General features: G+C 71.4%; 11 protein-coding genes. 4 read left to right on the forward strand and 7 right to left on the reverse strand.

Features of this window, described 5'->3' with window-relative positions:
- Positions 1–7 precede the first annotated feature (7 nt).
- A complete protein-coding gene (locus ACFV1J_RS32555; RefSeq protein WP_385864156.1) occupies positions 8–952 on the forward strand; it encodes a thioredoxin domain-containing protein in 945 nt (314 codons plus the stop codon).
- 90 nt (positions 953–1042) lie between these two features.
- Positions 1043–2686 carry an alkaline phosphatase D family protein gene (locus tag ACFV1J_RS32560; RefSeq protein WP_385864157.1) on the forward strand — a complete coding sequence of 548 codons (1644 nt, stop codon included), beginning with the start codon at positions 1043–1045 and terminating at the stop codon, positions 2684–2686.
- A gap of 55 nt (positions 2687–2741) precedes the next feature.
- Here the strand turns inward: ACFV1J_RS32560 and ACFV1J_RS32565 are convergent, their stop codons facing one another.
- Positions 2742–3347 carry a dienelactone hydrolase family protein gene (locus tag ACFV1J_RS32565; RefSeq protein WP_385864159.1) on the reverse strand — a complete coding sequence of 202 codons (606 nt, stop codon included), beginning with the start codon at positions 3345–3347 and terminating at the stop codon, positions 2742–2744.
- A gap of 111 nt (positions 3348–3458) precedes the next feature.
- On the opposite strand from ACFV1J_RS32565, the gene ACFV1J_RS32570 reads away from it, so the two are divergent.
- On the forward strand, positions 3459–4529 hold the full coding sequence (locus ACFV1J_RS32570; RefSeq protein ID WP_385864195.1) for a mechanosensitive ion channel family protein: 1071 nt from the start codon (positions 3459–3461) through the stop codon (positions 4527–4529).
- Positions 4530–4547: 18 nt separating this feature from the next.
- Here the strand turns inward: ACFV1J_RS32570 and ACFV1J_RS32575 are convergent, their stop codons facing one another.
- The 4 genes from ACFV1J_RS32575 to ACFV1J_RS32590 all read right to left on the reverse strand — a co-directional run bounded on the left by ACFV1J_RS32575 (position 4548) and on the right by ACFV1J_RS32590 (position 8721).
- The gene (locus ACFV1J_RS32575; RefSeq protein WP_385864161.1) at positions 4548–6140 is read right to left on the reverse strand and encodes a Na+/H+ antiporter; all 1593 of its coding nucleotides are present in this window, start codon (positions 6138–6140) and stop codon (positions 4548–4550) included.
- A gap of 130 nt (positions 6141–6270) precedes the next feature.
- Positions 6271–7212, reverse strand: coding sequence for an RluA family pseudouridine synthase (locus ACFV1J_RS32580; RefSeq protein WP_385864163.1), 942 nt, complete (start codon positions 7210–7212; stop codon positions 6271–6273).
- A gap of 73 nt (positions 7213–7285) precedes the next feature.
- Positions 7286–7882 (reverse strand): signal peptidase II, encoded by a 597-nt coding sequence (lspA, locus tag ACFV1J_RS32585; RefSeq protein ID WP_385864165.1) that lies wholly within the window; start codon positions 7880–7882, stop codon positions 7286–7288.
- A 128-nt stretch (positions 7883–8010) separates the two neighbouring features.
- Entirely contained in the window at positions 8011–8721 is a 711-nt protein-coding gene (locus tag ACFV1J_RS32590) for a TraR/DksA family transcriptional regulator (protein ID WP_385864167.1), read from the reverse strand.
- A gap of 654 nt (positions 8722–9375) precedes the next feature.
- On the opposite strand from ACFV1J_RS32590, the gene ileS reads away from it, so the two are divergent.
- Positions 9376–12519 (forward strand): isoleucine--tRNA ligase, encoded by a 3144-nt coding sequence (ileS, locus tag ACFV1J_RS32595; protein WP_385864168.1) that lies wholly within the window; start codon positions 9376–9378, stop codon positions 12517–12519.
- Between the two features lie 221 nt (positions 12520–12740).
- Here ileS and ACFV1J_RS32600 read toward each other — a convergent pair whose 3' ends face one another.
- The gene (locus ACFV1J_RS32600; protein ID WP_385864170.1) at positions 12741–13844 is read right to left on the reverse strand and encodes a DivIVA domain-containing protein; all 1104 of its coding nucleotides are present in this window, start codon (positions 13842–13844) and stop codon (positions 12741–12743) included.
- Between the two features lie 49 nt (positions 13845–13893).
- Positions 13894–14187 (reverse strand): YggT family protein, encoded by a 294-nt coding sequence (locus ACFV1J_RS32605; protein WP_030415214.1) that lies wholly within the window; start codon positions 14185–14187, stop codon positions 13894–13896.
- Between the last annotated feature and the right edge of the window lie 62 nt (positions 14188–14249).

Here is a 14249-nt window from a genome sequence, read left to right on the forward strand (position 1 = left end):
CCCCCACATGAGCAACCGCAACAGCCAGAGCAACAAGCAGGCGGCCCGCGAGCGGATCCGGGCCGAGCGCGAGCGGCAGAAGAAGAAGGAGCGGCTGCGCCGGCAGCTCGTCGTGGCCGGCGCCGTGGTCGGCGTGCTCGCGGTGGCCGGCGGGATCGGCTTCGCCGTCGTCAAGGCCAACGAGCCGACCGGCTGGGAGGCCGCCAAGGAGGCGCCGCAGGTCGCCCCGGCGCACACCCAGGGCAAGGACCACACCGAGATCGTGATAGGCGACCCGAAGGCCAAGGAGACCATGGAGGTCTTCGAGGACGTCCGCTGTCCGGCGTGCGCGGCCTTCGAGCAGAGCAGCGGCTCGGCGCTCCTGAAGGACCTTCACGACGGCCGCTACAAGGTGCGCTTCACGATGTACACCTTCATCGACGACAACGCGGGCGGCGAGGGCTCCAAGAACGCGCTGAGCGCGCTGGGCGCGGCGCTGAACGTCGGCCCGGAGGCGTTCTTGAAGTACAAGTCCGCGCTGTACTCGGACAAGTACCACCCCGACGAGCGCGAGGACCTCTACGCCAAGGACTCCGAGCTGCTCAAGGTCGCGGCCGACGTGCCGGAGCTGAAGAACAACAAGGCGTTCGAGACCGCGGTCAAGAAGGGCACCTACGACCGCTGGGCGATGGACATGACGGCGCTGTTCGGCCGCAAGGGCGTCAGGGGCACGCCGACGTTCATGCACGGCGACAAGAAGCTGGTGATGCCGCGGATCCCGCAGGATCCGCGGATGACGCAGGCGCAGTACAACCAGCTGGCGAAGGCCGCCTTCGAGAAGATGATCGACAAGGAGTTCGGCCCGGCGAAGGGCGCGGGCGCCGGCAAGAACTCGGACTCCGGCGGGGATTCCGGCACGAGCGGCGGAAAGGGGATCCGCGAGGGCGAAAAGGACCCCACGGGCGGTCGCTGAGCGGACATCCGGTAACGGGAGGGCGAATTCCCGTAATTCCCTTGCACCGCCCTCCCGTTGGGGGTCTACTGGCCAGTAGGGTGAGCGGCCGTGACCGATCATGACCAGATCTCGCGCCGCACCGCCGTCACGGCCGTCGCCGCCACCGCCGCTCTTCTGCCGCTCGCCGGTGCCACCTCCGCCCGCGCCCAACAGGCTTCGGGCCAGGGCTCGTTCTTCCAGCACGGGGTCGCTTCGGGGGACCCGCTGCCGGACGGGGTACTGCTGTGGACCCGGGTCACCCCGGTCCCGTCGGCCACGCCGGGCTCCGGCCGCGGCCCGGCCACCGAGGTGGCCTGGGAGGTGTCCGCCGACAAGGGCTTCGGCACGGTCGTCGCCCGGGGGAAGGTGACGGCCTCGGCGGCCCACGACCACACCGTCAAGGCGGACGTCCGCGGCCTGCGGCCGGCCACCACCTACTACTACCGCTTCACCGCGGGCGGGCAGCACTCCCCCGTCGGCCGCACCCGCACCACCCCCGCGCACGACGCCGCGCCGGGCAACGTCCGCTTCGGCGTGGTCTCCTGCGCCAACTGGGAGTCCGGGTACTTCTCCCCGTACCGGCACCTGGCCGCCCGTACCGAGCTCGACGCGGTGCTGCACCTCGGTGACTACCTCTACGAGTACAAGTCCGGCGAGTACCCGGACTTCAAGTACGTCGTCCGTCCGCACTCCCCCGCCCATGAGCTGCTCACCCTCGCCGACTACCGCACCCGGCACGGCGTCCACAAGACCGACCCGGACGCGCTGGCGATGCACGCCACCCACCCGGTCATCGCCATCTGGGACGACCACGAGTTCGCCGACAACGCCTGGAAGGGCGGGGCGGTCAACCACCAGCCGGACAGCGAGGGTTCCTGGTCCGCCCGGATGGCCGCGGCGAAGCAGGCGTACTTCGAGTGGATGCCGGTGCGGCCGTCCGTCGCCGGGACCACCTACCGCCGGCTGCGCTTCGGCAACCTCGCCGATCTGCACCTGCTGGACCTGCGGTCGTTCCGCGACCAGCAGGCCGCACCGGGCAGCGGCGCGGTCGACGACCCGGGCCGGACGCTCACCGGGCGGGCCCAGCTGGACTGGCTCAAGGCCGGTCTCGAACGCTCCGACACCGCCTGGCGGCTGGTCGGCACCTCGGTGATGATCTCCCAGGTCGCCTTCGGCTCGATACCCGCGCATCTGCTCGGCCCGCTCGCCGAGATCCTCGGGATACCCAAGGAGGGCCTGGCGATCAACACCGACCAGTGGGACGGCTACACCGACGACCGGCGCGAACTGCTCAGCCACCTCAGCGACCGCGGGATCGACAACACCGTCTTCCTGACCGGCGACATCCACATGGCCTGGGCCAACGACGTCCCGCTGAAGGCGGCGACCTATCCCGCCACCCCGCCGGTGGCGACGGAGTTCGTGGTCACCTCCGTCACCTCCGACAACGTGGACGACTTCCTGCACGTCGCCCCGCACACCGTCTCGCTGGCCGGGGTCGCCGCCATCCGGGCCGCCAACCGGCACGTGAAGTGGCTGGACATGGACTCGCACGGCTACGGGGTCCTGGACGTCAGCGGCGAGCGCACGCAGATGGACTACTACGGCATCTCCGACAAGACCGACCCGAACGCGACCAGCACCCTGCTGCGCTCCTACCGCACCCGGAGCGGCACCCAGCAGGTCGAGCGGGCGGACCGGCCGGCGGGCTGAACCGGGACCGCGGGCCAGGGGGTGACAGGGACTCCCTCCCCCCTGGCCCCGGTCCTCACAGCTCGGCCAGGAAGCCCAGCGCCACCTTCCAGGCGCTCTCCGCCGCCTCCGCGTCGTAGTCCGGCAGGTCGGGGTCGGTGAAGAGGTGGCCGGCGCCGGCGTAGCGGAAGACCTCCACGTCCGCGCCGGCCCGGCGCATCTGCAGGTACCAGGCGGTCAGCCAGTCGTGCGGCTCGAACGGATCGGGGTCGGCGACGTGCAGCTGCACCGGCAGCTCGTCGACCGCCGCGCCCTCGGCGATGTCGGACGTGCCGTGCATCAGCAGCAGCCCGCGGGCCTTCTCGTCGCCCAGCGCGAGGTTCTGGGCGACCGCACCGCCGAAGGAGAACCCGGCGTAGACCAGCCCGCGGTCGGAGTACGGGGCGACGGCCGTGATGGCGCGCTTGAGCAGCTCCTCCTTGCCGATCTCGTCCTTGATCAGGATGCCGTCCGGCACGGAGTCGGCGGTCCGCCCGTCGAACAGGTCGGGGACGATCACCTCGTGTCCCGCGGCGCGCAGCCGGTCCGCGGCCGCGTGCACCGCGGGGCGCAGCCCGCACACCGAGTGGAACAGCACAATCGTCGGAATACCGCTGGTCGCGGGCTCGCTGGAGGCCGGCACTGGATCACTTCCCTTGATCGGATCGCTCTCCTGCCATCCTGCCAGTTACGGTCGGCGGGACCGGGTACCCGCACAGACAGCGCATCCCACCCGAGGAGGAAAACCGTGTCCGTGGAGGACGTGCTGCGCCCGATCGCCGTCCTGGGCGGCTCCGTCGTCGTCGCGCTCGTTCTGGTCCGGCTCGCCGACCGGACGCTGCTGCGGGTCGACGCCGCGCACCCCGAGACCCCGCTGTGGGGCCTGCTGCGGCGCTGCCGGATACCGCTGCAGGTGACGCTGTGCGCGGCCCTGCTGCGCGGCGCGTACGACGAGACCGGGCTGAGGACCGTCGAGGAGCACGAGGCGGGGATCGGCCAGACACTGAGCCTGGTGCTGATCGCGGCCACCGCCTGGCTGGCCATCCGGGCCGCGGCGGCGATAGTGGAGTCGTCGTACTCCCGCTACGCGGCGAGCGCCCGGGACGCGGCGCGGCTGCGGCGGGTACGCACCCAGGTGACGCTGATCCAGCGGGTGGTGACGGCCGTGGTGACCGTCGTCGCGGCCGCCTCGATGCTGCTGACGTTCCCGGAGATGCGGACGGTCGGCACGTCCATGCTGGCGTCGGCCGGGCTGCTGGGCATCGTCGCCGGTATCGCGGCCCAGTCCACCCTCGGCAACCTCTTCGCCGGGCTGCAGATCGCCTTCGGCGACATGGTGCGGATCGGCGACACGGTCGTGGTGGACGGCGAGTGGGGCACCGTCGAGGAGATCACCCTGACCTTCCTGACCGTGCGGACCTGGGACGAGCGGCGGATCACCATGCCGGTGTCGTACTTCACCGGCAAGCCGTTCGAGAACTGGTCGCGCGGCGGCGCCCAGATGACCGGCACGGTCTTCTTCCACCTCGACCACAGCGCGCCGGTGGAGAAGATGCGGCAGCACCTGCTGGAGGTCCTCCAGGAGTGCCCGGACTGGGACGGCCGGGCGTGGAGCCTGGTGGTCACCGACACCACGCCGTCCACGATCCTGGTGCGGGCACTGGTCACCGCGCGGGACGCGGACGCGATCTGGGCGGTGCGCTGCGAGGTCCGCGAGCGGATGCTGGAGTGGCTGCGGACCGAGCACGCCTACGCGCTGCCACGGATCAGCACGGCACCGGCGGAGCTGGACCGGCCGCCGGGCGCGGGGCGTCTGCGGGACTGACCGCGGCCCCGGGGCGGGTCAGGGGGCGCCGCGCAGACTGCGCATGTCCAGATGGCGCAGCACCCGGTCGACGATCTCCGGGTCGGCGCCCGGTTCGCTGCGCGCGGCCAGCACCTCGTGGCGGGCCGCCGAGAGCATCTCGCCCTGGATGCGCTGCACCTTCTTGAGCCGGCTGATCCGCTTCTCGAAGAGCTCGCGCCGCTCGTCGTCGACGATGTCCGGCGCGATCCGGGCGCCGATGTCGAAGGCCCGGCGGGAGAGCTGGTCGCTGACCTCGTCGGGCAGCTCCTCGACCTCCATGATCTCCTTCAGCCGCCGCTTGGACGCCTTGATCACCCGGACCGCCAGTTCCCGCTCCAGGGCGTCCACCACGTCGGTGTCGGCCCGCACCCGCAGCCTGCGCACGAGCCAGGGCAGGGTCAGGCCCTGCACGAGGAGGGTGGAGAGCACCACCGCGAACGCGATGAAGAGGATGTCGTCCCGGGCCGGGAAGGGCCCGCCGTCGACGCCGAACGGGATGGCCAGGGCCAGCGCCACCGAGGCCACCCCGCGCATCCCCGACCACCACATGATGAGCGTCTCGCGCCAGCTCATCGGGATGTCCTCGTCGTAGTCACGGCGCTTGTGCATCCGCTTGGCCAGCCAGGCCGCGGGCAGCAGCCACAGCAGCCGGACGCCGACGACCACCGCCACGACCACGGCGCCGGCGCCGAGCAGCTGGCCCCAGCGGTGCGCGGCGGCCCCGAAGATGGTGTGCAGTTCCAGGCCGATCAGCCCGAAGGCCACACCGGTGACGAGGGTGTCGACGACCTCCCAGAAGGTGTAGCCGGCGAGCCGGCCCATCACGTCGTCCGGGTCGACCGCGTACTCGGCGAGGAAGAGCGCGCAGGTCAGCACGGCCAGCACGCCGGAACCGCGGAACTCCTCAGCGAGCACGTAGGCGACGAACGGCACCAGCAGCGTCAGCCCGATCTGCAGCGTGGGGTCGTCGAGCAGGCCCATCAGCTTGTTGGTCACCCAGCCGATCGCCAGGCCGACCGCTATGGCCACGACGGCGGACAGGAAGAGGGAGCCGAGCGCCCCGGGCACCGAGAAGCTCCCGCTGACCGCCGCGGCGAGCGCGACGTGGTAGAGCACGATCGCGGTGACGTCGTTGAAGAGGCCCTCGCCCTCCAGGATGGAGACCATCCGGCGGGGCAGCCCGAGTTTGCCGGCGACCGCGGTCGCGGCCACCGGGTCGGGCGGGGCGACCAGTGCGCCGAGCACCACCGCGGCGGCCACCGGCATCCCGGGCACCACCGCCTGGGCGACCGCGGCCACCGCGGCGGTGGTGGCGAAGACCAGCGCGACGGCGAGCAGGAAGATCGGCCGGAGGTTGGCGGTGAACTGCCGCCAGGAGGTGCGCTGCACGGCCGCGTAGAGCAGCGGCGGCAGCACCACCGGCAGGATGAACTCGGGCGGTACCTCGACGTTGGGGACGAACGGCAGCAGTGCCAGGACGGCCCCGGCGAGGGTCATCAGCACCGGTGAGGGCAGCCCCAGCCGGTCGCCGACCGGAACCATCACCACGGCTCCGAGCAGGAGGACGAACAGCAGAGCCAGCTGATCCACGGTGGCTACGCTCCGGAGCGGTCGGATTCGATCACTTTCCGCCCAAGGGTGCCATGACCGCCGTGGTGGACCGCCGGGTCGGGCCGCGCGGCGCCGCGTTGCGCCGGCCGCGCACCGGCACGGCGTGGTGTCAGTTGCTCTCGTCCCGCACGGTGTCCAGGGCGTGCTGGAGGTCGTCCGGGTAGGCGGAAGCGAACTCGACCCAGCTGCCGTCGGAGGGGTGCTCGAAGCCCAGCCGGACCGCGTGCAGCCACTGCCGGCCGACGCCCAGCCGCTTGGCGAGGGTGGGGTCCGCGCCGTAGGTGAGGTCGCCGACACAGGGGTGGCGGTGGGCGGCCATGTGCACCCGGATCTGGTGGGTGCGGCCGGTCTCCAGCTTGATGTCGAGCAGGCTGGCCGCGCGGAACGCCTCGATCAGGTCGTAGTGCGTGACCGACGGCTTGCCCTCGGCGGTGACCGCCCACTTGTAGTCGTGCTGCGGGTGCCGGCCGATGGGGGCGTCGATGGTGCCGCTCATCGGGTCGGGGTGGCCCTGGACCAGGGCGTGGTAGCGCTTGTCGGGGACGCGCTCCTTGAACTGCCGCTTCAACGAGGTGTAGGCCCGCTCCGACTTGGCCACGACCATCAGGCCGGAGGTCCCGACGTCGAGGCGGTGCACGATGCCCTGGCGCTCGGCAGCACCGGAGGTGGAGATGCGGTAGCCGGCCGCGGCCAGTCCGCCGATGACGGTGGTGCCGGTCCAGCCGGGGCTGGGGTGCGCGGCCACGCCCACCGGCTTGACGATCACGACGATGTCGTCGTCGTCATGCACGATCTCCATGCCCTCGACGGGCTCGGGCACGATCTCCACGGGCGCCGCGGCCTGCGGCATCTCGACTTCCAGCCAGGCACCGCCGCTCACCCGCTCGGACTTCATCACCTCGGACCCGTCGACCCGGACCTTTCCGGCGGCGGCGAGTTCGGCCGCCTTCGTACGGGAGAAGCCGAACATTCGGGCCAGCGCGGCGTCGACGCGCTCGCCCTCCAGGCCGTCCGGTACGGGCAGGGTGCGGATCTCGGGAAGCGTGCTCACCCCACGAGTATGGCAGTTGCCCCATGCTGTCCTGCCCGGCGGCCGGAGCCCGGGGCACCGGCCGGCTGCGCGGTCAGTCCTTGTGGACGGTCCCGTCGGGGTCCAGCCCCCGGAAGGAGAGGATCACGATCAGGATGCCGCCGCAGACGATCGCGGAGTCGGCGAGGTTGAAGACGGCGAAGTGCGCGGGGGCGATGAAGTCGACCACGGCGCCCTCGAAGACGCCCGGGGAGCGGAAGATCCGGTCGGTGAGGTTGCCGAAGGCGCCGCCGAGCAGCAGTCCGAGGGCGATGGCCCAGGGCAGGCTGTAGAGCTTGCGGGCGACCCGGGCGATGACCAGGATCACGGCCGCCGCGATGATCGTCAGGAAGATCGTCAGCGCCTCGCCGATGCTGAAGGCGGCGCCGCGGTTACGGATCACGTTGAACTGCAGCAGCGACCCGATGACCTGGATCGGCTCGTGGTTCTCCAGCCTGGCCACGACCAGCAGCTTGCTGCCCAGGTCGAGCAGGTAGACCACGCACGCGACCAGCAGCAGCGCGGCGATCCGCCGCTTGCCGCGGCCGGCGCCCCGCTCCGCCGGTGCTTCCGCTTCGGCCCCCGGTGTGGAATCCGCCCCGGTACCCGGCTCGGGTTCCGGCGTGCCGGTGATGCGTTCCGCCTCTGCCACGTGTGAGTCCCTCAGCCCGTCGTGTCCGCGGCCAGGCCGTGCCTGGCTGAACCACGAGAGTACGGCACACACGTACGGGCGCGGGCGGTCCGGGGGCCGCCCGCGACGACCGGTCGGGGGGCGCCGGCTCAGCGGCGCTCCTGCTTCTGCTTGCACTCCACGCACAGCGTCGCCCGGGGGAATGCCTGCATCCGTGCCTTGCCGATGGGGTTGCCGCAGTTCTCGCACAGCCCGTAGGTGCCCGCGTCCAGCCGGCCGAGGGCCCGCTCGGTCTGGTGGAGCATCTCGCGGGCGTTGGAGGCGAGCGCGAGTTCGTGTTCGCGGGTGATGTTCTTGCTGCCGGTGTCCGCCTCGTCGTCGCCGGCGCCGTCGCCGGAGTCGCGCATCAGCCCGGCGATGGCGTCCTCGGCGGAGGTGATCTCCAGCCGCAGCCGCCCCGTCTCGTCCATCAGCGCCGAGCGCGCCTCGGCGACCTCGGCGGGCGTCCAGGGGTCCTCTCCGGGCCGTACGGCGAGCTCGCCGGGCGCCGCCGCCCGGGCCACGGGCACCGCGGAGTCGTTGCCGTGCTCCCCGGCCGTCGCGGCCGCCGTCTTCTTCGCCACCACCGTCTTGGCTCCCGTCTTCTTCGCGGGCACCGCGGCCTTGGTGGCCGGAGCCTGCTTCGCGGTCTTCGCGGCCGCCGTCTTCTTGGCCGTGGTCTTCGCGGCCGTCGTCTTCCGGGCGGCCGCCTTCTTCGGAGCGGCCTTCTTCGGAGTGCTGTTCTTCGGTGCGGGCTGCTTCGCGACGGCCTCGCCGGCAGGCGTCGTGCTCTTCTCCGCGGCGGTCTTCTTCGCCACCATGGCCGCGACCCCTTCACATATGTGACTTTTATTCGCGAATCATGACGGGAACGATAAATCGCCACAGAGCGCGCGGCAACGGGACGCACCGCCCCATCGGGTCCTGCCACCCGGCCCGGAAGTCCGGTCTGCCTCGGTTGTGCCCCGCTGCCCGCCCGGTAATCCGCTTGGCCGCCCGGCAGCCGGCCGCTGGCCATTCGGGTCACCGCACCGGCCGCCCGGTACGGTCCCGCGCCGCCGCCCGGCACCCCGTACGCCACCCCGCGCCCGGCCCCGCGCGCCCACCGCCGGAAATCCGGTCGGCCGCTGTCGGTGGCGCCCCGTACACTGGGCCCAGCGAGAGGCAGTGATGGGACGAGTAGCGCCGTACGCAGCCAGCAGCGACCCGGGGACGGTGGAAGCCCGGGGGCGTGCGCGGCGTGAAGATCACCCCGGAGCCGCCGGAAGAAAGCTCTGGACAGTGGGCTCGGCCCACGGCTTGGACAGTGGGCTCGACCCACGGGCCCCGGCCACCCAGGGCGAGTAGAACCGGCAGCGCGACCCCAATGAGGGGGCGGTGCGGCACGCACCGCCAAGGAGGGTGGTACCGCGGGAGCCAGGGCTCTCGTCCCTCCGGACGGAGAAGCAGCAGATGTCCGCCGGAGGAAGCCCCCGATGAGTGAGCAGCCCTTGTACCGCCAGGTACCCGCCCAGGTCGACCTGCCCGCCCTCGAGCACGCCGTGCTCGATTTCTGGCAGGAGCAGAAGATCTTCGCCCGCACCCTCCAGCAGTCCGAGGGCCGGCCCGAGTGGGTCTTCTTCGAGGGCCCCCCGACGGCCAACGGCATGCCCGGTGCGCACCACATCGAGGCCCGCGTCTTCAAGGACGTCTTCCCCCGGTTCCGCACGATGCAGGGCTACCACGTCGACCGCAAGGCCGGCTGGGACTGCCACGGCCTACCGGTCGAGCTGACCGTCGAGAAGGAGCTGGGCTTCAGCGGCAAGAAGGACATCGAGGCGTACGGCATCGCCGAGTTCAACGCCAAGTGCCGCGAGTCGGTGACCCGGCACACCGACGCCTTCGCCGAGCTCACCACGCGGATGGGCTACTGGACCGACCTGGACAACCCCTACCGCACCATGGACCCCGACTACATCGAGTCGGTGTGGTGGTCGCTGAAGCAGATCTTCTCCAAGGGCCTGCTGGTCCAGGACCACCGCGTCGCCCCGTGGTGCCCGCGCTGCGGCACCGGCCTGTCGGACCACGAGCTCGCGCAGGGCTACGAAACCGTCGTCGACCCCTCGGTCTACGTCCGCCTCCCGCTGACCTCCGGCCCGCTGGCCGGCGAGGCCGCGCTCCTGATCTGGACGACGACCCCCTGGACCCTGGTCTCCAACGTCGCCGCCGCCGCGCACCCCGACGTCACGTACGTCGTCGCCACCGACGGCACGGAGAAGCTGGTCGTCGCCGAGCCGCTGCTGGAGAAGGCGCTGGGCGAGGGCTGGGAGGCCACCGGCCAGTCCTTCACCGGCCGCGAGATGGAGCGCTGGTCGTACGAGCGCCCGTTCTCCCTGGTCGAGCTGGACGGCGCCAACTTCGTCGTCAACGCCGAGTACGTCACCACCGACGACGGTACGGGCCTGGTCCACCAGGCCCCGGCCTTCGGTGAGGACGACCTCAAGACCTGCAAGGCGTACGGCCTCCCCGTGGTCAACCCGGTCCGCCCCGACGGCACCTTCGAGGAGGAACTGCCCCTGGTCGGCGGCCAGTTCTTCAAGAAGGCCGACGGCGCGCTGGTGGCCGACCTGGACGCCCGCGGCCTGCTCTTCAAGCACATCGCCTACGAGCACAGCTACCCGCACTGCTGGCGCTGCCACACCGCGCTGCTCTACTACGCCCAGCCGTCGTGGTACATCCGCACCACCGCGATCAAGGACGCCCTCCTCCGGGAGAACGAGAACACCAACTGGTTCCCCGAGTCGGTCAAGCACGGCCGCTTCGGCGACTGGCTGAGCAACAACATCGACTGGGCGCTGTCCCGCAACCGCTACTGGGGCACCCCGCTGCCCATCTGGCGCTGCGAGGACGACCACCTCACCTGCGTCGGCTCGCTCGCCGAGCTGTCCGAGCTGACCGGCACCGACCAGTCGGACCTGGACCCGCACCGGCCGTTCATCGACGAGATCACCTTCGGCTGCCCGCAGGACGGCTGCGCGCACACCGCGGTCCGCGTCCCGGAGGTCATCGACGCCTGGTACGACTCCGGCTCGATGCCGTTCGCGCAGTGGGGCTACCCGTACCGCAACAAGGAGCTGTTCGAGAAGCGCTACCCGGCGCAGTTCATCTCGGAGGCCATCGACCAGACCCGTGGCTGGTTCTACACGCTGATGGCCGTCGGCACCCTGGTCTTCGACAAGTCGTCGTACGAGAACGTGGTCTGCCTCGGCCACATCCTCGCCGAGGACGGCCGGAAGATGTCCAAGCACCTGGGCAACACCCTCCAGCCGATCCCGCTCATGGACCAGCACGGCGCGGACGCGGTCCGCTGGTTCATGGCGGCCGGCGGTTCGCCCTGGGCCGCCCGCCGGGTGGGCCACAACACCATCCAGGAAGTCGTCCGCAAGACCCTGCTGACGTACTGGAACACCGTCGCCTTCCAGGCGCTGTACGCCCGGACGTCCCAGTGGGCGCCGTCCGCGTCCGACCCGGCCCCGGCCGAGCGGCCGCTCCTGGACCGCTGGCTGCTCGGTGAGCTCAACACCCTCGTCGCACAGGTCACCGAGTCCCTGGAGTCCTTCGACACCCAGCGCGCCGGCAAGCTGCTGTCCACGTTCGTCGACGACCTGTCCAACTGGTACGTCCGCCGCTCGCGCCGCCGCTTCTGGCAGGGCGACGCGGCCGCGCTGCGCACCCTCCACGAGGTCATCGAGACGGTCACCCGCCTGATGGCGCCGCTCACCCCGTTCATCACCGAGCGGGTCTGGCAGGACCTGGTCGCCCCGGTCACCCCGGACGCCCCGGACTCCGTCCACCTCTCCAGCTGGCCGGTGGCCGAGCAGTCGCTGATCGACCCGGCGCTCTCCGCCCAGATGGCGCTGGTCCGCCGGCTGGTCGAGCTGGGCCGGGCGACCCGCGCCGAGTCCGGGGTGAAGACCCGGCAGCCGCTGTCCCGTGCGCTGGTCGCGGCCCACGGCTTCGCCGGGCTGCCGGAGGACCTGCGCGCCCAGATCGCCGAGGAGCTGAACGTCAGCTCGCTGGCTTCCCTGTCGGAGGTGGGCGGCTCGCTCGTCGACACCACCGCCAAGGCCAACTTCCGGGCGCTGGGCAAGCGGTTCGGCAAGGGCGTCCAGGCGGTCGCCAAGGCCATCGCCGGCGCGGACGCCGCGGCGCTCTCGCTCGCGCTCCGGGAGGGCACGGCGAGCGTCGAGGTCGACGGCGAGACCGTCCCGCTCGCCCCGGACGAGGTGATCATCACCGAAACCCCGCGCGAGGGCTGGTCGGTGGCCTCCGACGCGGGCGCCACGGTCGCCCTGGACCTGGAGATCACTCCGGAGTTGCGCCGGGCCGGTCTGGCCCGGGACGCGATCCGGCTGATCCAGGAGGCGCGGAAGAACAGCGGCCTGGACGTCGCCGACCGGATCGCGCTGCGCTGGGCGTCGCCCGACGAGGAGGTCCGTACGGCCCTCGCCGAGCACGCCGGCCTGATCGCCGAGGAGGTCCTCGCCACGGACTTCGCCCCCGGCGAGCCGGACGGCGGCTTCGGCCCGGCCTTCACCGACGAGGCACTGGCACTGACGTTCCACCTCCGTAAGGCGTAATCCGCGGGGCGGGTCCCCGTCCCGAATGCCCCGGTGTGCTCCACACCGGGGCATTCGCTATTTCCGTACAGGGATGGGCAGTTCGCCCCGCTTTGCCGTGACGACCACCGGGTGCCCGGCGCCCCCGACAGGCCCTCCCCCGACACCGAAAAAGGGCCGGGCCCCGAGGGAAATCCCTCGGGGCCCGGCCCTGATTGCCGACGGTACGCCTCAGGCGGGCGTCAGTTGTCGTCCTCGTCGATGAGGAAGCCCCTCATCGGCGACGGGGTCTGCTGCATCGGCGACGGGCCCTGCGGCCGCACCGGAGCCATCGGCTGGGTCATCGCCGGCGACATCTGCTGCTGGCCGCCGTAGGACGGACCGCCGTTGGAACCGTTGCCCATCGAGTGGTTGCCGCCCATGGACTGGCCGCCACCCATGGTGTGGTTGCCGCCCATCGTGCCGGCACCGGCCGACGCCATCGACGGGGACGGCGGCAGCGAGGCGGCCGCCGGGGTCCGCGGCGGGGCGAGCGAGTCGTCCGCCTGGTTCTCCAGCTGACGCAGCTGGCTCTCCAGGTAGGACTTCAGCCGCGTGCGGTACTCGCGCTCGAAGCCGCGCAGGTCCTCGACCTTGCGCTCCAGCGTCGCGCGGGCCGACTCCAGCGAGCCCATCGCCACGCGGTGCTTCTCCTGCGCGTCCCGCTCCAGCGCATCGGCCTTGGCGCGGGCGTCCCGCTCCAGGCCCTCGGCACGGCTGCGCGCCTCGCCGACGATCTTGTTGGCCTCGGAACGGGCCTCCGCGATCGCCTGGTCGGCGGTCTGCTGCGCCAGCGACAGCACACGCGCGGCGCTGTCACCACCGGGACCACCCTGCTGCCCGCCGGGCAGCTGCTGCGGGCCGCCGGGGCCGCCCATCGGGCCACCCATCGGACCGCCGGGGCCCATCGGGCCGGGGCCGTGCGGGCCCTGCGGGCCGTGGCCACCGGGACCAGGAGGCAGCTGCGGTGCACCACCGGGCAGTTGGGGCGGGCCACCCATCCCCTGCTGCTGCGGCGGGACCGGCTGCGGACCGGATATGGCGGCGGGCACGGGAGCCCCCGGACGCTGCTGCTGCTCCTGCTGCTGGTCCGGTCCCTTGCGCAGCCCCTGCTGCTGCTGGTTCTGCGCGGCGGCACGCGTGGCGGCGGCCAGCTTCGCGCGCAGGTCCTCGTTCTCCCGCAGGAGCCGGGTCAGTTCGGCTTCGACCTCATCGAGGAAGGCATCGACCTCGTCCTCGTCATAGCCTTCTCGGAGGCGGACGGTCGTGAACTGCTTGTTCCGCACGTCCTCGGGGGTCAACGGCATCTCTACTTCACCTCAACGTAGTCGTCGGCAATCGGCAAGACCGTATCGTTCACACCAACAACACCGACCTCACGACGGTGATCAGGATGTAGACGATGATCATCAATACGAAGAAGGACAGGTCGAGCGCCACGCCCCCGAGACGCAGCGGCGGAATTACCCGCCGCAGAAGCTTGAGTGGCGGATCAGTGACAGTGTAGGCGGCCTCCAGAATGACCACCATCGCCTTGCCGGGTTGCCATGAACGGGCGAACTGGAACACGTAGTCCATCACCAGCCGGAAGATCAACACGATCAGGAAGCAGTACAGCGCGATATAGATCACCTGACCAGCGACACTCATCTCGCGCGTCCCTCTCCCCTTGCTCCTGTGTCGGCCCTGCGGCCTCGGTGTGCCCGGTGTTG

This window comes from Streptomyces sp. NPDC059649, from assembly GCF_042734445.1.
Classification (GTDB): domain Bacteria; phylum Actinomycetota; class Actinomycetes; order Streptomycetales; family Streptomycetaceae; genus Streptomyces.

Coding starts and splice junctions, on each gene's coding strand:
- ACFV1J_RS32605 (WP_030415214.1), bottom strand. CDS start 14,187: ATGAGTGTCGCTGGTCAGGTGATCTATATCGCGCTGTACTGCTTCCTG.
- ACFV1J_RS32600 (WP_385864170.1), bottom strand. CDS start 13,844: ATGCCGTTGACCCCCGAGGACGTGCGGAACAAGCAGTTCACGACCGTC.
- ileS (WP_385864168.1), top strand. CDS start 9,376: ATGAGTGAGCAGCCCTTGTACCGCCAGGTACCCGCCCAGGTCGACCTG.
- ACFV1J_RS32555 (WP_385864156.1), top strand. CDS start 8: ATGAGCAACCGCAACAGCCAGAGCAACAAGCAGGCGGCCCGCGAGCGG.
- ACFV1J_RS32590 (WP_385864167.1), bottom strand. CDS start 8,721: ATGGTGGCGAAGAAGACCGCCGCGGAGAAGAGCACGACGCCTGCCGGC.